Origin of the sequence: Robiginitalea sp. SC105 (genome assembly GCF_014243345.1) — a bacterium.
Classification (GTDB): domain Bacteria; phylum Bacteroidota; class Bacteroidia; order Flavobacteriales; family Flavobacteriaceae; genus Robiginitalea.
In genome coordinates, this window is sequence record NZ_JACLZF010000001.1 from 382,943 (window position 1) to 403,293 (window position 20,351).

Annotated in this window: 20 protein-coding genes; 11 read left to right on the forward strand and 9 right to left on the reverse strand. The window is 56.5% G+C overall.

Going from position 1 to position 20,351, the window contains the following annotated elements; genetic code table 11:
- The first annotated feature begins 10 nt into the window (after window positions 1–10).
- A complete protein-coding gene (locus H7F20_RS01655) occupies window positions 11–496 on the forward strand; it encodes a cytochrome c family protein (RefSeq protein WP_185784410.1) in 486 nt (161 codons plus the stop codon).
- A 77-nt stretch (window positions 497–573) separates the two neighbouring features.
- Here the strand turns inward: H7F20_RS01655 and H7F20_RS01660 are convergent, their stop codons facing one another.
- Window positions 574–2,103, reverse strand: coding sequence for a SulP family inorganic anion transporter (locus tag H7F20_RS01660; protein WP_185784411.1), 1,530 nt, complete (start codon window positions 2,101–2,103; stop codon window positions 574–576).
- A 275-nt stretch (window positions 2,104–2,378) separates the two neighbouring features.
- Complete coding sequence (locus tag H7F20_RS01665) at window positions 2,379–3,305, reverse strand: nicotinic acid mononucleotide adenyltransferase (RefSeq protein WP_185784412.1); 927 nt, start codon at window positions 3,303–3,305, stop codon at window positions 2,379–2,381.
- A gap of 120 nt (window positions 3,306–3,425) precedes the next feature.
- Between H7F20_RS01665 and H7F20_RS01670 the strand changes: the two genes are divergently transcribed.
- The gene (locus H7F20_RS01670; protein WP_185784413.1) at window positions 3,426–4,430 is read left to right on the forward strand and encodes an NAD(P)H-dependent glycerol-3-phosphate dehydrogenase; all 1,005 of its coding nucleotides are present in this window, start codon (window positions 3,426–3,428) and stop codon (window positions 4,428–4,430) included.
- A 61-nt stretch (window positions 4,431–4,491) separates the two neighbouring features.
- On the opposite strand, the gene H7F20_RS01675 is transcribed toward H7F20_RS01670, so the two are convergent.
- From H7F20_RS01675 to H7F20_RS01685, 3 genes are all read right to left on the reverse strand, one after another.
- Window positions 4,492–6,159, reverse strand: coding sequence for a glycerol-3-phosphate dehydrogenase/oxidase (locus H7F20_RS01675; RefSeq protein WP_185784414.1), 1,668 nt, complete (start codon window positions 6,157–6,159; stop codon window positions 4,492–4,494).
- 67 nt (window positions 6,160–6,226) lie between these two features.
- On the reverse strand, window positions 6,227–6,550 hold the full coding sequence (locus tag H7F20_RS01680; protein ID WP_185784415.1) for an antibiotic biosynthesis monooxygenase: 324 nt from the start codon (window positions 6,548–6,550) through the stop codon (window positions 6,227–6,229).
- Window positions 6,547–6,903, reverse strand: a complete 357-nt coding sequence (locus H7F20_RS01685; RefSeq protein WP_185784416.1) for a hypothetical protein — start codon at window positions 6,901–6,903, stop codon at window positions 6,547–6,549. Before H7F20_RS01685 ends, H7F20_RS01680 begins: the two co-directional genes overlap by 4 nt.
- A gap of 77 nt (window positions 6,904–6,980) precedes the next feature.
- On the opposite strand from H7F20_RS01685, the gene H7F20_RS01690 reads away from it, so the two are divergent.
- The 5 genes from H7F20_RS01690 to H7F20_RS01710 all read left to right on the forward strand — a co-directional run bounded on the left by H7F20_RS01690 (window position 6,981) and on the right by H7F20_RS01710 (window position 11,657).
- Window positions 6,981–7,487 carry a CvpA family protein gene (locus tag H7F20_RS01690; protein ID WP_185784417.1) on the forward strand — a complete coding sequence of 169 codons (507 nt, stop codon included), beginning with the start codon at window positions 6,981–6,983 and terminating at the stop codon, window positions 7,485–7,487.
- A 220-nt stretch (window positions 7,488–7,707) separates the two neighbouring features.
- Entirely contained in the window at window positions 7,708–8,187 is a 480-nt protein-coding gene (locus H7F20_RS01695; protein WP_185784418.1) for a CAP domain-containing protein, read from the forward strand.
- A 95-nt stretch (window positions 8,188–8,282) separates the two neighbouring features.
- Complete coding sequence (locus H7F20_RS01700; protein WP_185784419.1) at window positions 8,283–8,828, forward strand: 3-hydroxyanthranilate 3,4-dioxygenase; 546 nt, start codon at window positions 8,283–8,285, stop codon at window positions 8,826–8,828.
- Window positions 8,829–8,975: 147 nt separating this feature from the next.
- Window positions 8,976–10,529 (forward strand): aldehyde dehydrogenase family protein, encoded by a 1,554-nt coding sequence (locus H7F20_RS01705; protein ID WP_185784420.1) that lies wholly within the window; start codon window positions 8,976–8,978, stop codon window positions 10,527–10,529.
- Window positions 10,530–11,135: 606 nt separating this feature from the next.
- The gene (locus H7F20_RS01710; protein WP_185784421.1) at window positions 11,136–11,657 is read left to right on the forward strand and encodes a hypothetical protein; all 522 of its coding nucleotides are present in this window, start codon (window positions 11,136–11,138) and stop codon (window positions 11,655–11,657) included.
- A 22-nt stretch (window positions 11,658–11,679) separates the two neighbouring features.
- On the opposite strand, the gene H7F20_RS01715 is transcribed toward H7F20_RS01710, so the two are convergent.
- The gene (locus H7F20_RS01715; RefSeq protein ID WP_185784422.1) at window positions 11,680–12,405 is read right to left on the reverse strand and encodes a metallophosphoesterase; all 726 of its coding nucleotides are present in this window, start codon (window positions 12,403–12,405) and stop codon (window positions 11,680–11,682) included.
- Window positions 12,406–12,553: 148 nt separating this feature from the next.
- Between H7F20_RS01715 and H7F20_RS01720 the strand changes: the two genes are divergently transcribed.
- Both H7F20_RS01720 and H7F20_RS01725 read left to right on the forward strand, forming a co-directional pair.
- Complete coding sequence (locus H7F20_RS01720; protein WP_185784423.1) at window positions 12,554–13,507, forward strand: carbohydrate kinase; 954 nt, start codon at window positions 12,554–12,556, stop codon at window positions 13,505–13,507.
- Window positions 13,504–15,450, forward strand: a complete 1,947-nt coding sequence (locus H7F20_RS01725) for an alpha-amylase family glycosyl hydrolase (protein WP_185784424.1) — start codon at window positions 13,504–13,506, stop codon at window positions 15,448–15,450. The genes H7F20_RS01720 and H7F20_RS01725 overlap by 4 nt, the downstream gene beginning before the upstream one ends.
- On the opposite strand, the gene H7F20_RS01730 is transcribed toward H7F20_RS01725, so the two are convergent.
- Genes H7F20_RS01730 through H7F20_RS01740 form a run of 3 tightly spaced genes read right to left on the reverse strand, consistent with a single transcriptional unit; the run spans window position 15,447 to window position 18,255 of the window.
- On the reverse strand, window positions 15,447–16,583 hold the full coding sequence (locus H7F20_RS01730) for an ATP-binding protein (RefSeq protein ID WP_185784425.1): 1,137 nt from the start codon (window positions 16,581–16,583) through the stop codon (window positions 15,447–15,449). The genes H7F20_RS01725 and H7F20_RS01730 overlap by 4 nt on opposite strands.
- The gene (locus tag H7F20_RS01735) at window positions 16,580–17,329 is read right to left on the reverse strand and encodes an SDR family NAD(P)-dependent oxidoreductase (RefSeq protein ID WP_185784426.1); all 750 of its coding nucleotides are present in this window, start codon (window positions 17,327–17,329) and stop codon (window positions 16,580–16,582) included. The genes H7F20_RS01730 and H7F20_RS01735 overlap by 4 nt, the downstream gene beginning before the upstream one ends.
- A gap of 50 nt (window positions 17,330–17,379) precedes the next feature.
- Window positions 17,380–18,255 (reverse strand): aldo/keto reductase family oxidoreductase, encoded by an 876-nt coding sequence (locus H7F20_RS01740; RefSeq protein ID WP_185784427.1) that lies wholly within the window; start codon window positions 18,253–18,255, stop codon window positions 17,380–17,382.
- A 160-nt stretch (window positions 18,256–18,415) separates the two neighbouring features.
- Between H7F20_RS01740 and H7F20_RS01745 the strand changes: the two genes are divergently transcribed.
- Window positions 18,416–19,417, forward strand: coding sequence for a MoxR family ATPase (locus H7F20_RS01745; protein ID WP_185784428.1), 1,002 nt, complete (start codon window positions 18,416–18,418; stop codon window positions 19,415–19,417).
- A 67-nt stretch (window positions 19,418–19,484) separates the two neighbouring features.
- On the forward strand, window positions 19,485–20,351 hold the full coding sequence (locus H7F20_RS01750; RefSeq protein WP_185784429.1) for a DUF58 domain-containing protein: 867 nt from the start codon (window positions 19,485–19,487) through the stop codon (window positions 20,349–20,351).

Sequence of the window (20,351 nt, forward strand, 5' to 3'; positions counted from 1 at the left end):
AATCTGAAACATGAAAAAAATCTTGACTTTATGCGCCGCTATGGCCCTGGCCATCGGTTGTGGCGAAAAAAAGGAGGAGAAAAAAGAAGACGGCTTCGAAATGAGCCGCACCAAGCAGGAAGCCCCTGCTGAAAAGGCAGCCTCGGACGGGGTGCCCGTGGATTTGTCCAACAAGGGGGTCGGACCCGTCGACTCTATTGACCTGCCGGACGAAATCGATTCGGAACTGGCCGCTGCCGGCGAAACAAAATTCAACACCATTTGTATTGCCTGCCACCAGGTGGAAAAGCGCATGATTGGCCCGGCCATGGCCGGTGTCATGGAGCGCCGGAGCCCGGAGTGGGTGATGAACATGATGCTCAACCCGGATGGCATGCTCAAGGAGGACCCGATCGCGAAGGCCCTGCTGAAGGAGTATAACAACATGATCATGACCAACCAGAACCTGTCGCAGGAAGATGCACGGGCACTGCTGGAATACCTGAGGACCCTGTAGGGGATCTGCATCAGGTAAAAAAAGCCGCGGCCGGAGTTATCCGGCCGCGGCTTTTTTTTGCCAGGGCCCGCCCGCTGTCAAACCCGGTCTGTGAGCACCTTATAGGTAGGGTCCTCCAGGACGTTGATCTCGATGATATCGTCAGCGTCCCCCAACAGCCTCCGGCAGTCCCGGCTCAGGTGTTTCAGGTGCACCTTCTTGCCCACCCGTTTGTAACGTTCGGTGAGTTTGTTCAATGCCTCGATGGCCGACATGTCCACCACCCGGCTTTCCCGGAAGTCAATGACCACTTCGTCCGGGTCCCCGGGCACATCGAATTTTTCATTGAACAGGGTCGTGGAACCGAAAAAGAGCGGGCCGTAGATCTCATAGTGTTTCACCCCATTTTCATCCACATGTTTCCGGGCCCGGATGCGCTTGGCGTTATCCCAGGAGAAAACCAGGGCCGAGATGATCACCCCGACCAGTACGGCCAGGGCGAGGTTGTGCAGGAAAACCGTTACCAGGGTCACCAGGACCATTACCAGTACGTCCGATTTGGGCATGCGGCGGAAGGTGCGCAGGCTGGCCCACTCAAAGGTGCCCAGGGCCACCATGATCATCAGCCCGGTGAGGGCGGCCATTGGGACACGTTCTATCAGGCCCGAACCGTAGACCACAAACGTCAGCAGCATCAGGGAGGCAACGATCCCGGACAGCCGGGCACGGGCACCATTGGAGGTGTTGATCAGGCTCTGGCCGATCATGGCGCACCCCCCCATCCCCGAGAAGAGCCCGGATAAAATGTTCCCCGCACCCTGGGCCACCGCTTCCTTGTTGCCCCTTCCGCGGGTCTCGGTGATTTCATCCACGATATTGAGGGTCAGCAGGCTTTCGATCAGGCCCACTCCGGCCACGATGGCCGCATAGGGGAAAATAATGCGCAGGGTCTCCAGGGTCCAGGGGAGGTCGGGCAGGTGGAATGGCGGGAATCCCCCGGAGATGGAAGCGATATCCCCGATGCTCCGGGTGGGTATGTCCAGTGCCAGCACCAGTCCGAAGATCACCAGGATGGCCACCAGGGAAGCCGGCACGGCCCTGCTCAGTTTTGGCAGGCCCCAGATGATGGCCATGGTGAGCAACACCAGACCCCCGAAGGTCCAGAGAGCCGGTCCCTGCATCCAGGACCCGTCCGGGGTCTTGAACTGGGTGAGCTGCGACATGAAGATGATGATGGCCAGGCCGTTGACAAAGCCGAAGATGACCGGGTGGGGCACCAGGCGCATGAACTTGCCCAGGCGCAGGACCCCGGCCGCGACCTGCAGGAGGCCCGCCAGGATCACGGTTGCAAACACGTATTCCACCCCGTGGTCTGCCACCAGGGAGACAATCACGACCGCCACGGCTCCGGTTGCCCCAGAGATCATGCCGGGCCTGCCCCCGAATACAGAGGTCACCAGGCCCATTACGAACGCGGCGTAAAGTCCCGTCAGGGGCGACAGTCCGGCTATCAGGGCAAAGGCGATCGCTTCGGGTACCAGGGCGAGGGCTACCGTTATCCCCGATAGGATCTCGGTGCGGTAGTTGACGCTTTGTGAAAAATCGAATAGGTTCAGATACTTTTTCAAATTCCTGTTTTAAGCCGGCAAAATTACCAAAAAGCCCGGGCCTGACCGATTGAAAGGCCCGATTTCAGAAATCCTCAGTATCCCGGGCCATCCTTCAGGAATCCGCAAAGAATCGCAGTTTCGCTCACCAACCTGGCATTTGAAACTCACAAAAACGGGGCTGTCGGGAAGAGGTAGGCACTGGCCCTCGCTGGCCGACAAAAGAGAAACCGCCCGGGACCTTACGGGATCCGGGCGGTTTCCAACTAACCAACCAACCAAAATTTTCAGGGGGCTTAGTGCGGGCGCTTCCGCTCAACGTCCATGTCCGGCAACTGTATTGCCCGACGTTTCCTGCCGGTATCGGCGCCCTCTTTCAGGAACTGCCGGAAACCCCTGCCGGCGAACTCATAAACTGTCCCGCTGTCCGGGTGGTAGAGTTCAATCGTCCCGTCATCAATAACGTATAACTCAAAATAGTCATTGCCCATAAAGTCATAATCCAGTGTTAAAGTTTTCAGGCTGGGATCGCCGGGCACATTATACACGGTATACCGCCCCTGGTAGTCCCAGAGGATGCCGCCGAGGGGGGTGCCGGGCACATCGGTCGAGGACCTGAATTCATCCGCGTCAAATCCTGCCGGGAATTGCAGGTAATGCTCCTGGTCAAAATCATTCAGGGCTCCCGTTTCGCTGGTATATACCTTTTCCCAGGCGGTGTACTCCTGCAGGAAATAATGGATGTTGTCGTAGAACAGCTGATCATAGTCAAAATTGCCCTGCTGATAGCCCCTGAGGAAATAGGAGGTGTCGGAACGGGGGTCGTAGAGTTCCACGGAACCCCCGCCCAGGACATAAACATCCAGGTCCCAGTAGCCGTCGATGTCGTGGTCGATTTCCAGTATGCCCCCCGGGGCTTCGTACCAACCCACCTGTATGCCAAGGCCAGCACCCGTCTTGCCGATACCGACCAGGTTGTTGTTGGCCAGGAGTGCACCCCGGTCAAAGGAAAGGGTAAATGCATTTTGGAGGAAGGGCACTTCCCCGTTTCCCCGCGTGGCGTGGACATCCACATACCAGAGGTCGTAGGTTTCCAGCACCTGGGCGGCACGGAAAGGGGTATCGGTCACGATTACCTCTTCTTCCACCCACAATTCGGAATAGCAGGACTGCAGGAGGAAAGCGAAGAGAAATACCGGGAGTATGCTGATTTTTGTTCTCATGGCTGTGGGCTTTGGTTCCTGCCATAGAGTATGCAATCGGCATGCCAAAAACATAATTGCCTGGTTTACTGAAACTTGATCCAGGTATTTTTTAAGTAATTTTGGGCTAAAATCAATTTGATGTCAAAGCAGCGTTTGCGGTTTGCCGTCCTTGGGGGCGGTAGTTGGGCAACGGCCATTGTGAAGATGTTGTGCGAGAACCTGGAGCAGGTAACCTGGTATATGCGCAGCAGCGAGGCCATCGCCCATATCCTCAGGGAAGGGCACAACCCGAATTATTTGAGTTCCGTTGAATTCGACACCAGCCAGCTGCGGCTGACCGACTCCATCGACGAGGCGGTACGGGAAGCCGACCTGCTGATTTTTGCCGTGCCGTCGGCCTTCCTGGTACGGGAAATGCAGAAGCTTACCGAGTCGCTCAAAGGGAAAATACTCTTTTCTGCCATCAAGGGGATTGTCCCGGAAACGGGCAAAATCGTCGGGGAGCACCTGCACGAAACCTATGACATCCCATTCGACGACATCGGCGTAATTACCGGTCCCTGCCACGCGGAAGAGGTAGCCCTGGAACGCCTTTCCTACCTGACCATCGCCTGCTCGGATAAATCCAAGGCGCGGAAAGTGGCCCGGGCCCTGAGCAGTTCCTATATCAAAACCAAGGTAACCAAGGACATCATCGGCACCGAATACGCCGCGATGCTCAAAAACATCTATGCAATTGCTGCAGGTATTGCACATGGCCTGGGGTATGGGGACAACTTTCAATCCGTGTTGATGAGCAATGCCATCCGGGAGATGAAGCGCTATACCAAAAGGCTGTACAACATCGACCGGAACATCAACCACTCCGCCTACCTGGGCGACCTGCTCGTCACCGGCTATTCCACGTTCAGCCGGAACCGGATGTTCGGGAACATGATCGGCAAGGGATATACCGTAAAAAGTGCCATGATGGAAATGAGTATGGTTGCCGAGGGCTATTATGCGGTCAAAAGCGCCTACGCCATCAAGGAGGGGTTTTCCAAAAAGGTCAAGACCCCCATCATCGATGCGGTATACAAAGTGCTTTACGAACAGAAAAATGCCAAGAAAGTCTTTGCCGGCCTGGCAGACCAGATGAGTTAGTCACGCCAGCGCGCCCTGTCTAAGGCCTGGCTCCAGGGCGGTTATACCGTTTCCCGCACAATTACACGGGTTCCAGGCTGAAGGTGCTGTGGCGGGCAATTTCTTCTTCCATGGTCTCCTTCCAACCGGCAGCGGTCTCCGGATCCGCTTGCAGCAAACGGGCACATTCGGCCACCACCTGATCCAGGTAGTCCTTTACCACGCCTATGTCGAAATACAACCGGCCGGTCCGCCGGATCAGGAAATCCATGGGGTTCTGGACCATTTCAAATCCGACCCCAAACTCCAGTTCAGCCTTCAGCAAACGCCATTGCGGATCCTTATCCTCCAGGGCATCGAACCGTTCGAGGATGACCTCGGACTGGTCCCCGTAGGTCGTTACCAGCTTCCAGGCAGCATGCCGGTCCAGGCCATCCCGTTTGAGGCGTTTGGCCAGCTTGTCCACGTAGGCAGAAACCTCCCGTGCGTTTTTGAACCCATTGCCGCAAAGGGGGAGTTGCTCTGTCCGGCAGGGTTTGAGCTCCCGCCCCCCGGTCTCTTCCATCCGCCGCGCGATTCGGTTAACGGTGCGCTCCGCCATCTTCCGGTACCCGGTAAGCTTGCCCCCTGCAATGCTGATCAGCCCGGTGTCAGAGGTGAAAATCTCGTCCTTTCGGGAGAGCTCGGAGGCGGATTTCCCCTCTTCATGTATCAGCGGGCGGAGGCCTGCCCAGGACGATTCGATATCGGCCATATCCAAATCGATGGAAGGGAACATGTTATTGACTGCGGAAATGAGATAGATGGCATCCGCCAGGTCGGTGCGGACATCGTCCTTGTCCCCTTCGTAGTTGGTATCGGTGGTCCCCACATAGGTGACCTTGCCCCTGGGGATCGCGAACATCATCCGGCCATCCGGGACGTCGAAATACACAGACTGGTTCACCGGCAGCTTTTCGTGCGGGAAGACCAGGTGGACCCCTTTGGTCAGGTGCAACCGTTTGCCCTTCCGGCTCTTGTTTACACCGCGGAGTTCGTCTACCCAGGGACCCGCTGCACTGATCACGTGGTCGGCCCGGATTTCAATGGCCCCGCCGCCCAGCAGGTCCTCGGCAACCACCCCGTTTACCTGTCCGTCCTTATAAAGGAAATCCTCCACGCGCATATAATTAAGGGCCGTAGCCCCGAAGGCCAGGCTGCTCTTGATGATTTCCAGGGTCAGGCGGGCGTCGTCCGTCCGGTATTCCGCGTAATATCCGGCCCCCTTGAGTTTCTTTTTCGGCAGGAGGGGTTCTATTTTCAGTGCCTCTTTTTTCTCGAGCATCTTGCGCTTGTCGTCCCCCCCAACCTGGGCGAGGATGTCGTACACCTTGAGGCCGATGGAGGTGAGCCATTTCCCGTAGGATCCCCCCTCGATAAGCGGCAAAAGCATTTTTTCCGGGAGTACCAGGTGGGGCGCCAGCTTATGGACAATCGCCCGCTCGGAGCCCACTTCCTTTACCAGCCAGAAATCGAATTGCTTCAGGTACCGCAGCCCGCCGTGTATCAGTTTGGTGGATTTGCTACTGGTCCCCGAGGCAAAATCCCCCTTTTCCAGCAACACGGTCCGCAGCCCGCGGGAAGCGGCATCCAGGGCTATCCCGGCACCGGTGATCCCCCCGCCGATCACGATGAGGTCTGCAGGTTCCGCGCTGAGTTTTTCGAGGTCCGATTTTCGGTTGCGGCCCGTAAAGGCATGTGGTTTTTTCATAGCAAAAACATTTATCCCCTTAAAAATACAACGAAAAAACCGGCTTCCAATAGAGGCGGGAACGGGCTCAGGCAGGCGTGTCGTCGCTGGAAAAGGCATATTCCTTTTCCACGCGGCAGATCCGCACCCGGTATTCGGAATACCAGGTTTCGCGGCCCTTTTTCTGGGCCAGCAGGTGGTCGGCCTGGGCCTTCCAGTCCGCAATGGCCCTGAGGGATTCCCAGTAGCTGATCGTGATCCCGGTTTCTTCCCTTGCGTGATCCACCCCCAGGTAGCCGGGCTGTTGCGCGGCCAGTTCCATCATACGTTCGGAGGTTTGCTGATACCCGTTGTCACCAGCTGTCCGGTAGTTGGTGAATATGACGGCGTAATAGGGGAATTTGGGTTTCATATCGGGTAGTCTTTTTCCAGGAAGTAGGTAACAATCGCCTCCTTCATGAGTACCGATTGTTCTCCGGCCTTAAGCACGGGCAGGGCCTCCACCAGCCGGTAATGCGGCCAGCCCTCCTGGTCGAAGTATTCAAATTCGTAATACCCGTAGGGTTCCAGCAGACGGCAGATGGCAATGTGCATCAGGTCCAGTTTCTCCTCCTTCCGGAAGCGCCGGTGCAACTGCCCCAACTCCTGCACCCCCACCAGGTAGATGATCGCATCCAGGTCCAGCAGGTCCCCGTCCGCAAACTGTGCGGACAGCTTTTGCTGCAAACGTTCCCATCGTTCTTTTAAAAGAGTATCTCTCGCCATGGCAAAAAGGCCCGGAAGGGGCCGGGATTATTCCCCCAAAGGTACAAACCAATGCGCTATATTTGTGACGTATCCGAATGGGGTTTCTCGACATCATACTCGCCTTGCTGCTTGCCTATGGACTCTACAAAGGGTTCCGAAACGGGCTGATCCTGGAGGTTGCCTCCATCATTGCCCTGATTGCCGGCATCTACGGGGCCATACATTTTTCGTATCTGGCGGCCGATTACCTGGGCGAACGCCTCCTATGGGATCCCTACTATATCAAACTGTCGGCCTTTATAATCACCTTCCTGGGGATCGTCATCGCCGTACACCTGTTGGGCAAATTGCTTACGCAGGTAGCCGAGCTCGTCCTGGTGGGGTTCCTGAACCGGTTGAGCGGGGCGGTCTTTGGGGTCGTAAAGGTCGCTGTCATCCTCGGGGCCCTGCTGATCTTTTTTGAGCGCGCCAACCGGTCGCTCGGGATGGAACCCGGGGATTTTGTCAAGGACTCCGTCCTGTATGCCCCGATACGGGAGGTGGGGGCCTTTGTGTTCAGCCGGGTCCTTGAACCGGATCCTGCCGCCACGGATATGCATTGACGGGAAAATGCCGGCCTGGCTACAGGAAGCCACAGGCCTTTGAAGCCGGGGTAAACAGGGTATTTTTGCCGATATTCGGAAGAATTCCACATTTGGTCGAAAATCGGCAACCGCTAAAAGGAAACCCGGCAATTTTCTGTATTATTATCCTCCGGTCTCCGCCGGATATTTGAAGAACCCCCATTCTTCCCTACTTGCCTGCTTGCAGATAGAACACTGTATGAAAATGAGAATGCAATGCGCATTCCTGCTTTTCATCTTGCTGGCAGTCACCTCCTGTTCCAAAGAATCGGTTGCACCTGCAGTAACGATCGAAGCCGAGAATGTCCAGGCCGTAGAAGGTGCCCTTTTACAACTCGTAAATGAGCACCGCCAGGCGATTGGGGCCGCACCGCTGGCCTTCAGCGAACTCGCCTATTCCTATGCCAATGAGCATACCGAATACATGATTGCCACCGGTAATACCAGCCACCACGATTTTAATACCCGGGCATCCAAAATCGCCGAGGCCGTCGATGCCAAGGCCGTTGCCGAAAACGTCGCCAAGGATTACGACACCGCCAAACAGGCCTTCGAAGGCTGGTTCGCCAGCCCGGACCACCGGAGCACCATGGAAGGCACCTTCAGCCATACAGCCGTAAGCGTGAAGCGCGCGCCGGACGGGCAACTCTATTTTACACAGCTCTTTTACCTCCAGTAACCCATCGATTCCCGGGGATTCCGAAAGTCTTTCCCGGGCAATTTTCTTACCTTTAAAGGCTGCAAAAACTGCGGACTTTACCTAAATCGATGAATATGCCGATAGCACCCCCTTTCAATCTGAACGAATGGCTGGAAAAAAACCGGGACCAGCTCAGGCCCCCGGTAGGAAACAAGAATCTCTATAAGGATGCCGACGACTATATCGTCATGGTTGTAGCCGGCCCCAATGCGCGGAAAGACTACCATTATAACGAAACCGAAGAGTTGTTCTACCAGCTCGAGGGGAGCATCGAGGTGCACATACAGGAGGACGGACAAAAGAAAACCTTTACGCTGGGCCCGGGCGATATGTACCTCCACCCGGCAGGCGTACCCCATTCCCCGGTCCGGCATGAAGGTTCCATCGGCCTGGTGGTGGAAAGGCGGCGGGAAGACCTGGACCTGCAGGATGGCCTCCTCTGGTTCTGCGAAAACTGCAACCATAAATTATACGAGGCGTATTTTACCCTTAACGATATCGAGAAGGATTTCCTGCCGCACTTCGAGGCCTTTTACGGGTCCCGTGCACTCCGAACCTGCGGGGCGTGCGGAACTGTCATGGAAGCAGATCCCCGCTTTGTGGCAGACGCCCCGGAATAACCTCCCGTGAGCTCCCCGGAGCCCCTTTGGAAGCCCCCCGTGGCCGCCTCAAGAGGCCGGTAGAAAGTTCGGGAATGGCCGGGTTAATGCATTTGGAATTCGTATTTTTGTCAGATATATAACATCTCAGCATAAAAAAGTTACAAAATGACAGAAGTTGCCCTGGATTTTGGTATTGAAAAAGCCCTTGAACAATTGGGCGTAGCGGCCGTTAACCCCGGAAGTTCCACCGGGATGGAGCACTTCGGCTCCGGCGAAGAAATCGCCTCCGTTTCCCCTGTGGACGGAGCCCTCATCGCGAAAGTCCGCACCACAACGGCTGCAGACTACAAGCGCGTCGCCGAAACGGCTTCCCGCGCCTTTACCACCTGGCGGTCCGTCCCTGCCCCTCAGCGGGGCGAAATCGTGCGCCAGTTCTCCGACCGGCTCCGGGAGTTGAAGGAACCCCTGGGAAAACTGGTTTCCTACGAGATGGGCAAATCCTACCAGGAAGGCCTTGGGGAAGTGCAGGAGATGATCGACATCTGTGATTTTGCCGTTGGCCTGTCCCGCCAGTTGCACGGGCTCACCATGCATTCGGAACGACCCGGGCACAGGATGTATGAACAATACCATCCGCTGGGGATTGTCGGGATTATTTCCGCCTTTAATTTCCCGGTGGCCGTCTGGGCCTGGAACACTGCCCTGGCCTGGGTATGCGGCGATGTCTGCATCTGGAAACCCAGTGAAAAAACACCGCTCTGCGGGATTGCCTGCCAGAACATTGCCGCCGAGGTTTTCCATCGCAATGGCATGCCCGAGGGCATCAGCTGCCTGATAAACGGCGATTACCGGGTGGGGGAATACCTGACCGGAGACGGCAACATCCAGCTGGTATCCGCCACCGGCTCCATCCGGATGGGCAAGATCGTCGCCCAGGCGGTTGCAGCCCGTCTTGGGCGTTCCCTCCTCGAACTCGGCGGGAACAACGCAATCATCGTTACCCCGGACGCAGACATCAAAATGACGGTGATCGGAGCCGTCTTCGGCGCAGTGGGTACCTGCGGCCAGCGCTGTACCTCAACCCGCAGGCTTATTGTCCATGAAGCCGTTTACGACGAAGTGAAACTGGCGCTGAAACAGGCTTACGGCCAGCTCCGCATTGGCAACCCTTTGGATGAGGAAAACCATATCGGCCCGCTGATCGACAAACAGGCTGTGGAAATGTACCGCAAGGCTCTGGCAAAGGTGGTCGAAGAGGGGGGTGAGATCCTGGTCCCTGGCGGGACGCTGGACGGACCCGGTTACGAAAGCGGATGTTATGTAAAACCTGCCATAGCCGAAGCGAAAAACGAATTTGAAATTGTCCAGGAAGAAACCTTTGCGCCCATCCTGTACCTGCTGAAATACTCCGGGGACGTGCGGAATGCCATTGAAATCCAGAATGGGGTCCGGCAGGGGCTGTCTTCGGCCATCATGACCACGAACCTCCGGGAGGCTGAGGCCTTCCTGTCTGTTGCCGGTAGCGACTGCGGCATTGCCAATGTGAATATCGGTACTTCCGGTGCCGAGATCGGTGGTGCATTCGGGGGCGAAAAGGAAACCGGCGGGGGCCGCGAGTCCGGGTCGGATGCCTGGAAGGTGTATATGCGGCGCCAGACCAATACGATCAACTACAGCAACGAACTACCCCTTGCCCAGGGGATCCGCTTTGACCTGTAAGGAGAAATCAGTTGGCGTTCTGGGTACCGGAATGCCAGCTGCCCTCAAACAGGCGTTGCAGGCCCAGCAGGAAAACCATGGCAACCCAACGGGCAGCGTTCCTCAGGGCGTGATAGATCATTTTCATTTTTGAAGTGCTTTTGCTTTTGCAAAGTATATTGCCGCAGGCTGCAGGGACCCTGCAAAATGTAAAAACCCGCACCGCTGGCTTAGCACAGACGACACGGATTTTTAACTAACCAAACTAATCCAAAACAATTTACTCAAGTGAGTGCCGCCTGGCTTTTGGAAGCAATTCCGGCCAGGTCAGGCCTCTTTTTTAAGCCTTTCACTAAAATAATTTACACAGGAGGAAGGTGGCAATGGTTTTGTATGGCTTGCATAAATATCTGTATAATTGGCAAGCCCGCCCCTGTGATCCCCTGCTCGTGATTGCTTCCTGACGGCGTTGCGAAACGGTGCGCCTGGCTTTCACAGAATATTAGGGAATTTTGTACCTTGTTGGAGGTGCCGCTGCCTGCCCGCACGCAGTACGGATGCACCAGAACCGCGGCACCACCGGCAAATGCCTGCCTGCCCGGTTGTCAACCCTTAAAATTGCAGCCTATGGATCTTCCCGGTATGAGTGTGTGGTATTGGATCATCCCGTTGCTGACAGGGGTGATAGGTGGGATTGTCGGTTTCCTGATGGGGCGTCGGAACCGGGGCCTGGAAACACACCAGCAGGTAAGGTCCCTTACGGAATCCTGCCAAAAGGCAAAGGAGGAACTGGAGGCATGCCGGAAACAGCTCGCCGCAGCCAACTCGGAAGCGGTATTGGAAGAAATCCCCTATGATTATAAGGCAGCCAGGACGGTTTTCGGGGAAACCGTGCAAAAAGACGACCTCAAGATCATCGAAGGGATCGGGCCCAAGATCGAGAGCCTGTTCCACAACTACGATATCAAGACCTGGAGGTCACTGGCAGAAACGTCGGTTGCCAAATGCCAGGAAGTACTGGATTCGGGCGGTGACCGGTATAAAATCCACGATCCCTCCTCCTGGCCGCTGCAGGCCCGGATGGCACATGAAAACAAATGGAAGGAGTTGTCGCGCTGGCAGGACGAGCACAAGCGGGGCAAACTCTGAGGTCCCCGCAGCCGGATGCCTTTCAGTTCCGCCCGGATTCCCCGGGGTAAAACAAATGCACCGGGTCGCTTTGCCAGACTTCCTTCGAATGGGCCTCCAGGGCTGAGAGCGGCCCTTTGAATGCGGCACCCGTATCCACATTCCAGACATTGGCGGCGCGATGGGGCCGGTCCTTCCCGATCCGGATAACCGGGGTATGGCCGATAAAGATTTCGCGGTAGTTGCGCAGGCGGGGCGGGTAAACCGGGTCCGACGAATCCAGTTCGGGATTCAGTGAGAGGGCGGTTTCCCAGAGGGTCCGGTCCCAATAAAAGCTCTTCTCGAAATATTCGTTCTCCACCCCCCGCTGGTTAGTGAATCCTGCATGCAGGAATAGCCGGTTGTCCCCGTCCAGGTAATAGTGTTCCAGGTTCCGGTAAAACTCCAGGTGGCGGTTCCGGGTTGCCTGCCCCACCCCGGCGTAGGACTTTTTGGTCGCTTCACCCCCGTGCCGCAGCCAGAGTTCCCGGTCTTCCCCTGTGGTGAGCCATTCCTCACAGAGTTCGTCGTGGTTCCCCTTTAGGAAGAGGCACTGGTGTTCCTTCCCAAAGCCGATGAGGAAATCAACGGTTTCAGCCGCCTCGCTCCAGCCATCGACATAGTCCCCAAGGAAGATGAAAAAATCCTTCTTATCCGGCCCGATACGCTCCAGCAACTGGAGCAATCCCTGAAGGCCGCCGTGTATGTCCCCGATTACAAGTTTTCTCATAGCAGGCCCCAAAGGTACTGCCTGCTGGCCTTTTGTAAAAGCCGGGCAGAGATTAATCCCTTAAAATTTGGGGAGAAACTTTAATTCTGACTACATTTCACTTAGGGATTTGAATCATCCTCCAATAGCGCCAAACGATCCGCTGCACATGAAACAAATTTTCTGCATAGGGGAACTTCTTATCGATTTTGTGGGAGAGAACCAGGGAAGCGACCTGTCGAAGGCCCTGGTATTTACCAAGAAAGCGGGGGGTGCCCCTGCCAATGTTTCCTGCGCCATTGCCCGGCTGGGGGGCAGTAGCGCTTTTATCGGATGTATCGGGGAGGACCCTTTTGGCGCCTTCCTGCTGGATGTCCTGCAAAGGAATAACGTGGATACCAGCTATGTCCAGCGCAGCGAAACCTTCACCACCCTTGCGTTTGTTTCTCTGGCTGAGGACGGGGAACGGGATTTTGTATTCAGCAGGGGGGCCGACCGCGAACTGGCCTATGAAGCGCATGTGAAAAAATCCTTCAAAGGGAACATGATTCACCTGGGGGCCGCCACGGCCTTGCTCGGGGGTCCCCTGGAAGCCGCCTACGGGCATTATTTCTTCGACGCCCTTACCCAACGCTCCTTTATCAGCTTCGACCCGAATTACCGGCACGACCTCTGGAAGCATAAGGAGGACATCTTTAAAAAGAAGTGCATCCCGTTTATCGAAAAAGCCAACCTCTGCAAATTCAGCCTTGAGGAAGCCCTGCTCCTGAGCGGGAAGGAGGATCCTGAAGAGGCCTGCGCCGTGCTCCACGCCATGGGCACGGAAATGATCGTTATTACGCTGGGCGAGGACGGCACCTACCTAAGTACCCCCGGTGCGAGCGGGACCATCCCCAGCATCCCTGTAAATCCCGTAGACACCACCGGTGCCGGGGATGCCTTTATCGGCTGCCTGCTGTGGCAATTGTCCCAACAGGCCAACCCGGAATCCATGGCCGGCAACTTCGGGGAGTTGTCCGAAATGGTCCGCGTGGCGAATGCTGCAGGCGCTCTCACCACTACACAGTTCGGGGCCATCGAATCCCTCCCGGACCAGGAAAAACTGAAGGAAGCCCTGGCATGAATCAACTCGCCATACATCAGTTGCTCGCAGGCACTTACCTGGAATCCCCCGCCAAAAAAGACCTGAAGCCGCTCTTCGACAAGCGGCTTGCCGCCAACCTGGGACTGATACAGGAATTGTTTTTTGCCCTGTATCCCGGGCGGGAGGATTCCTTCGGGGACCTGCTGTCCATCCTGGGGGCCCTTTTCCGGAAACGACCGGAAGAACTTCGGTTCCAGGACCTGGAACGGCTCAGGGAAGGAGCCTGGTACCAGTCCGAAAAATGGGTCGGCATGCAGCTGTATGCAGACCGGTTCAACGGGGATATCCCGGGGCTGGAGGAAAAGATCCCCTATTTCGAGAAGCTCGGGATCAACTTCCTCCACATTATGCCGCTGACGCGCCGGCCGGCGGGGGAGAATGACGGCGGGTACGCCGTGAGCAGCTACACGGAGATCGACCCGGTGTTCGGTACGGAGGCGGATTTTAAACGCCTGACTTCCCGATTCAGGGAAAAAGGCATCTGCCTGATGCTCGATTTTGTGGTGAACCACACCTCGGACGAATTCCCCTGGGCGCAAAAAGCCCGTGCCGGGGAACCCGGGTATGCTGACTATTACTACACCTACCCGGACCGGACCATTCCGGACCTGTTCGAGGAATCCCTGCCGGAAGTTTTCCCTGAAACCTCCCCGGGGAATTTTACCTGGATCCCGGAAATGGACCGTTGGGTGATGACGGTTTTCAACGATTACCAGTGGGACCTGAACTATTCCAACCCGAAGGTCTTCCTGGCCATGCTCGAAAACATGGTTGCCCTGGCCAACAAAGGCGTGGATGTGCTGCGCTTCGACGCCCTGGCCTTCCTCTGGAAAAAAATCGGGACGGATTCCCAGAACCTGCCCGAGGCACACATGCTGATCTCCCTTTTCCGGCTTTGCCTGCAGGTGATAGCACCGGGGGTGGCCATCCTGGCCGAGGCCATCGTGGCCCCCCATGAAATTGTCCGGTATTTCGGGGAAGGCCGCTTTAAGGGAAACGAATGCGAGATTGCCTACAATGCCACCTTCATGGCGTGCCTGTGGAATTCGGTGGCCACCAAAAAAACAAACCTGCTCAACAAGAGCCTCCGGAGCATCCCGCCCATCCCCCCGGGGTGCAGCTGGGTCAATTACATCCGGTGCCATGACGACATCGGCCTGGGCTTCGACGACCGGCATATCGAGGAACTGGGTTGGGATCCCGGGGCGCACCGGAGGTTCCTGATCGATTACTACTGCCAAAGACTGGATTGGTCCCCTGCCCGGGGGGCGGTTTTCATGTTCAACCCCCTGACCGGGGACGGCCGCATCACCGGGAGCACGGCTTCCCTCCTGGGACTGGAGGCGGCCCTGGAAAGCGGGGATGCAGAGGCTGCCGAAGGGGTGCTGGACAAAATCGTCATGATGTACGGCATCATCCTTGCCTCTGCCGGCATCCCCCTGATCTACGCCGGGGATGAAATCGGGATGCTCAACGACTATTCCTACCTCCGGGACAAAAACAAGGAAAACGACAGCCGGTGGATAAACCGCCCCTTCCACGACTGGGAATCCGTGGCCGCCCTGGATGACAAAGGCAAACTGACTTCCCGGATTTTCGACCATATCAGCCACCTGATCCGGTTGCGCAGGGCCAACCCGGCCCTGGGAGGTCGGGGTGCTACCGTCCTGCACCAGTCGGGCAATGAACACCTTTTTGTTTTTGAACGGCGGGCAGGCATCCGGTCCATCCTGGTCATTGCGAACTTCGATGAGAACCCCCAGGTGCTAAATGCCTCCTGGGCAAGCGGAGCCGGCTACCTGGAAGGAGGGAAATACCGCAACCTGATCGACGGGAAGGAATCGGCCGTTCAGAGCGGCCTGCTCGAAATACCCCCCTACGGCTTATTCTGGCTGGAACACAAGGGGGGAGCCCCGGCTTAACTGTACCGGACCTTCCGCAGGATCCGGATGGCTTCCTTCAGGGATTCGTATGCCTGCTCGTTCCTGCCCCGGATCCAGTCCCGTGCCTGATACATTAGTTCCCCGGCACTTTCAAACCCGTTCAGGAAACAGATGAGGAGGGTTGCGGGAAATTGGAGCAGGTCCTTTTCCTCGGCGGGTTTCAGCGGGCTGCCTTTCTCCAGCTTTAAAGCGAGAGCTTTGTTGGCGTTGAATATGTGATGCAGGGTTTTGCGGTCGTACTCCGGGGGCTCGAAGATCAGTTCGCCCAGGATCTGGTAGGTCCCGTTGTCGGCAAAGCGGATCGAAACCTTTTCCAGGGGGTAGTATTTCTTCTGGTCTGCCAGGCCCAGGTGGACGTACTCCACGATATCGAAGGAATCTTCGTCAAAATCAATCGACACCTCGTCCAGGGCCGAATAAAATAGCTTGACCTGTTCGTTGATCAGTTCAATATCCACCCGTGAATAATAGGTTTCCTCCCCCACATGCTTCCGGTTTCCGGCCCAGCAAAGGACGAACTGCTCCTTGAAAACCTTGTAATGGCTAGGCAGGTCGCGGTGGCGGTGGTTGATAAAATCGATCACCCCGTCCAGGGTGAGCTCAATATTGTTCCGGGCGTGCTGTTCGATTTCGGCGACCACCCCGGAATTCACATCCCGGAGCTCCAGGTCAAAATTCTTGGGCATGCTGATGCTTCCTTCCCGGAAAAAGACCGCACCCCCGTAGTATTTCCAGATATTCTTGCGCAGTGCGCAGATTCTCCCGGAGGAGGTGATGGTGACCAACCCAACCACCTTGCCTTCCTTCAGGTGTGGGAAGAGCACGTTTTCGTAGGTGATACGGGGCGGGTTTTCCAGGTAGGCATTTACCAGGTTCTGGATCTTGCTGTCGTCAAAAAAGTCGACCCCGTGGATTTCATTGTCCTCGTCTTCCACCCCGATGACGATATAGGAGCGGTTGGCGGGGTTGCTGTTCGCCAGGGCACAGACGTGCTTGAGGAACTTGGCCTTCCCTTCCCGCGGGCCGATATCTATCGATCGCTTTTTATCGTAGAAGCTGTTTTCGTCGTTGTGGGCCAGCAGGTTTTTTATCAGCAGGCGCTTATTGATCATAACTCCTTTCGTACTTGGGTGCTGCTGGCCTGGGCTGTGGGCATGACCACCAGGTCGGCGATGTTGACATGGGCCGGCCGGCTCAGGGCAAACCAGATCAGTTCGGCAATATCACCGGCCCTGAGGGGCTCGTATCCCTGGTAAACGGTTTCCGCCCGGGCCTCATCCCCCTTGAAGCGGACCTTGCTGAATTCGGTTTCCACCAGCCCGGGGTTGATGGCCCCCACCCGCAATCCTTCCGCATTCAGGTCAATACGGAGCGCCTGGTTCAGGGCATCCACGGCGTGTTTGCTGGCGCAGTACACGTTGCCCCTTGGATATACCTCCTTGCCGGCGGTAGAACCGATATTGAGGATGTGCCCACGGCCACTGGCAATGAGGGACGGCAAAAGTGCCCGGGTAACGTACAGCAACCCCTTGACGTTGATGTCGATCATGGCGTCCCAGTCGTCCGGGTCCCCGTCCTGAATGGGGTCCAGGCCATGGGCATTGCCGGCGTTGTTTATCAGGGTGTCCACCGCAGTGAACCGGTCCGGTATCGCCGCCACGGCAGCCTCGACGGCTTTCCGGTCCCGCACGTCAAAGGTAAGGGTATGCACCTGGTCCCCCAGTTTTTCCTTTAATTCGGCCAGGCGCTCTTCCCGTCGGCCGCAGGCGATGATGCGACAGCCTTTTTCGGCCAGCAAAAGCGCCGTGGCACGCCCGATGCCGCTGGTAGCCCCGGTTATAAATACAATTCGATCCATGATTTTTTCATTTTGTGGAGCAGGATCCCCCGTCGGGGCCCTTCTCCGGTTTAAGGCACCTTGTGCCCCTGGGCCGCCACCAGAAGGGCAAACCAGTCTTCCCGTTCCAACCGGATGTCTGCGGCCGCCACCGCATCGGTGAGTCGTTCGGGCCGGGTGGTCCCCACCACCGGGCGGATGCCCGCCGGGTGCCCCATAAGCCAAGCCAGCAGCAACTGGCTTTCATCGGCCCCGTATTTGGGTTTCAGGCTTTGCATACAGGCGGCGAGCCGTTCCTGTTCAGGCCCCTGTTCCCGGAAGAAATTCCCCAGCGGGCTCCAGGCCATGGCCTCCCTGCCGCCGATCAGGCAGTCATCCAGGGTCCCGTCGGTAAGCGGGCCACGGGCCGAGAGGGAGCACTCAAACTGGTGCGCCTCCACCGGCACCGCCGTTTCGATCAATCGGATCTGGGAAGGGGTAAAATTGGAAACGCCGAACCGGCGGACCTTTCCCGACGTTTTCAGCTTGTCAAATGCCGCGGCAACTTCCCGGGGTTCCATCAGCGGGCTGGGCCGGTGCAGCAGGAGCAGGTCCAGGTATTCGGTCTGCAGGCCGGAAAGGGACCGCTCCGCCGACCAAACGATGTAGTCCGCGTCGTACTGGTAATGCTTGATGCCGACCGGCCGCGCATCGCACACATACTGTATGCCGCATTTACTGATCAGCCGGATATCCTCCCGCCGGATACCGCTCGAGGCAAAGGCCTTCCCGAAAGCCGCTTCGGTGGTGTATCCCCCGTATATGTCGGCATGGTCGAAGGTATGTATACCGGCTTCCAGGCAGTGATGCATCAACCCTTCCATCCCGGAGGTATCCAGGTTCCTTCCCCATACCCCCCAGGTCATGGTCCCGGCTATGACCGGGACATCTTTGAATGCTTCTTCCATAGGCCGATTAAAGTAAACAGAAAATCCCTTAAAACCATCATAAAACTAGGGGTTTCCAAACATTTTTAACCAATCGTTAACAGGCTGTCACTAAATTAATTTTCAATTTGCGGGGTACAACTAAACTGGCTTATTGACAACAATTTACTAAACCATTTTTATGGAAGATACCAAGGCAGTGGACATCAGCGCCGTGAATGAGAAAATTGCAGAAGAGAGCGCTTTTATCGATCTACTGGTTCAGGAAATGAATAAGGCAATCGTCGGCCAGCGCCACATGGTCGAACGTTTGTTGATCGGGCTGCTCGGGAGGGGGCATATCCTCCTCGAAGGGGTTCCGGGACTGGCCAAAACCCTGGCCATCAATACGCTTTCCCGCGCGGTCAAGGGAGACTTCTCCAGGATTCAGTTTACCCCCGACCTGCTCCCGGCCGACGTGATCGGGACGCTGATCTACAATATCAAGGAAAACGATTTCTCCATCAAGAAAGGGCCGATCTTCGCCAACTTTGTCCTGGCAGACGAGATCAACCGGGCCCCCGCCAAGGTGCAGTCCGCCTTGCTGGAAGCCATGCAGGAACGGCAGGTGACCATCGGGGACGAAACCTTCATCCTGGACGAGCCCTTCCTGGTCATGGCCACCCAGAACCCGGTGGAACAGGAAGGCACCTATCCCCTGCCGGAAGCACAGATAGACCGTTTTATGCTTAAAACCGTCATCGACTACCCGAAGATGAACGAAGAGCAACTCATCATCCGCCAGAACCTCCAGGGGGGGCAGCCCCAGATACGGCCGGTGGTGAGCCTGAAGCAGATCCTCGCGGCCCAGCAGGCCGTACGGGAGGTCTATATGGACGAAAAAATCGAAAAATATATCCTCGACATCGTGTTTGCCACGCGATTCCCGGAAAAGTACCAGCTCGGCGGGCTCAAGCCGCTTATCAGCTTCGGGGCATCCCCCAGGGGGAGCATCAACATGGCGAATGCCGCCAAATGCTATGCCTTTATCAAGCGCCGGGGGTACGTGATTCCCGAGGACGTGCGGGCGGTTGTCCACGATGTGCTGCGCCACCGTATCGGCATCACCTATGAGGCCGAGGCGGAGAACGTCACTTCCGAGGAAATCATCAACCGGATCGTAAACGAGGTGGAAGTCCCCTAGGGCACTGACTCTGGGCTGACCGTTTCATCAGGCCGCTCCGGGGCCAGCTCCTTATTCCCGTACCATTATGGACACCAAGGAACTTTTAAAGAAAGTACGGAAGATCGAGATCAAGACGCGTCGCTTGTCCGATCATATCTTCGGGGGGGAATACCATTCCACCTTCAAGGGGCGGGGCATGACTTTCAGCGAGGTCCGGCAGTACCAGTACGGGGATGACGTGCGTTCGATCGACTGGAACGTAACGGCCCGCTACAACGAGCCCTTTGTCAAGGTTTTCGAGGAGGAGCGGGAACTTACGATGATGCTGCTGGTGGATGTCAGCGGTTCGGAGTTTTTCGGCACCGTGGAGCAGTTCAAGCGGGACGTGCTTACGGAAATTTCAGCTACCCTGGCCTTTTCCGCCATGCAGAACAACGACAAGGTGGGGCTGATCCTTTTCTCGGACGAGGTGGAGCTCTACATCCCCCCGAAGAAGGGGAAGAGCCATGTGCTGCGGATCATCCGCGAATTGCTGGAATTTGAGCCGCAAAGCCATAAAACAGACCTTTCCGAGGCGCTGAAATTCCTGTCCAACGTCATCAAGAAAAAATCAATCGTGTTTGTCCTCTCCGATTTCATGGCGGACGATTACGAAAAAACGCTCCGGATCACCGGCAACAAACACGACCTTACCGGGATCCGCATCTTCGACCCCATGGAAACCGAAATCCCCAACCTGGGGATGGTGCAGATGCTGGACGCGGAAACGGGCCAACTCCGGTTGGTCAACACCCATTCCCGGCAAACCCGACGGGCGTATTCGGAGAACTACCGGGACCGCGTGGCGTACTACAGGGATACGTTTACCCGCGCGGGATGTGGTACGCTGGATTGCCGCGTGGATGAGAGCTATGTGAAAAAATTACTGGGATATTTTAAAAGAAGGGGATAA

What these genes read in the sequence shown, in the direction of transcription:
- H7F20_RS01735 (WP_185784426.1), bottom strand. Translation starts at nt 17,329, where the DNA reads ATGGATCGAATTGTATTTATAACCGGGGCTACCAGCGGCATCGGGCGT.
- H7F20_RS01665 (WP_185784412.1), bottom strand. Translation starts at nt 3,305, where the DNA reads ATGAGAACAAAAATCAGCATACTCCCGGTATTTCTCTTCGCTTTCCTC.
- H7F20_RS01700 (WP_185784419.1), top strand. Translation starts at nt 8,283, where the DNA reads ATGCCGATAGCACCCCCTTTCAATCTGAACGAATGGCTGGAAAAAAAC.
- H7F20_RS01750 (WP_185784429.1), top strand. Translation starts at nt 19,485, where the DNA reads ATGGACACCAAGGAACTTTTAAAGAAAGTACGGAAGATCGAGATCAAG.
- H7F20_RS01675 (WP_185784414.1), bottom strand. Translation starts at nt 6,159, where the DNA reads ATGAAAAAACCACATGCCTTTACGGGCCGCAACCGAAAATCGGACCTC.
- H7F20_RS01725 (WP_185784424.1), top strand. Translation starts at nt 13,504, where the DNA reads ATGAATCAACTCGCCATACATCAGTTGCTCGCAGGCACTTACCTGGAA.
- H7F20_RS01740 (WP_185784427.1), bottom strand. Translation starts at nt 18,255, where the DNA reads ATGGAAGAAGCATTCAAAGATGTCCCGGTCATAGCCGGGACCATGACC.
- H7F20_RS01685 (WP_185784416.1), bottom strand. Translation starts at nt 6,903, where the DNA reads ATGGCGAGAGATACTCTTTTAAAAGAACGATGGGAACGTTTGCAGCAA.
- H7F20_RS01680 (WP_185784415.1), bottom strand. Translation starts at nt 6,550, where the DNA reads ATGAAACCCAAATTCCCCTATTACGCCGTCATATTCACCAACTACCGG.
- H7F20_RS01705 (WP_185784420.1), top strand. Translation starts at nt 8,976, where the DNA reads ATGACAGAAGTTGCCCTGGATTTTGGTATTGAAAAAGCCCTTGAACAA.
- H7F20_RS01690 (WP_185784417.1), top strand. Translation starts at nt 6,981, where the DNA reads ATGGGGTTTCTCGACATCATACTCGCCTTGCTGCTTGCCTATGGACTC.
- H7F20_RS01695 (WP_185784418.1), top strand. Translation starts at nt 7,708, where the DNA reads ATGAAAATGAGAATGCAATGCGCATTCCTGCTTTTCATCTTGCTGGCA.
- H7F20_RS01730 (WP_185784425.1), bottom strand. Translation starts at nt 16,583, where the DNA reads ATGATCAATAAGCGCCTGCTGATAAAAAACCTGCTGGCCCACAACGAC.
- H7F20_RS01715 (WP_185784422.1), bottom strand. Translation starts at nt 12,405, where the DNA reads ATGAGAAAACTTGTAATCGGGGACATACACGGCGGCCTTCAGGGATTG.
- H7F20_RS01710 (WP_185784421.1), top strand. Translation starts at nt 11,136, where the DNA reads ATGGATCTTCCCGGTATGAGTGTGTGGTATTGGATCATCCCGTTGCTG.
- H7F20_RS01655 (WP_185784410.1), top strand. Translation starts at nt 11, where the DNA reads ATGAAAAAAATCTTGACTTTATGCGCCGCTATGGCCCTGGCCATCGGT.
- H7F20_RS01670 (WP_185784413.1), top strand. Translation starts at nt 3,426, where the DNA reads ATGTCAAAGCAGCGTTTGCGGTTTGCCGTCCTTGGGGGCGGTAGTTGG.
- H7F20_RS01745 (WP_185784428.1), top strand. Translation starts at nt 18,416, where the DNA reads ATGGAAGATACCAAGGCAGTGGACATCAGCGCCGTGAATGAGAAAATT.
- H7F20_RS01720 (WP_185784423.1), top strand. Translation starts at nt 12,554, where the DNA reads ATGAAACAAATTTTCTGCATAGGGGAACTTCTTATCGATTTTGTGGGA.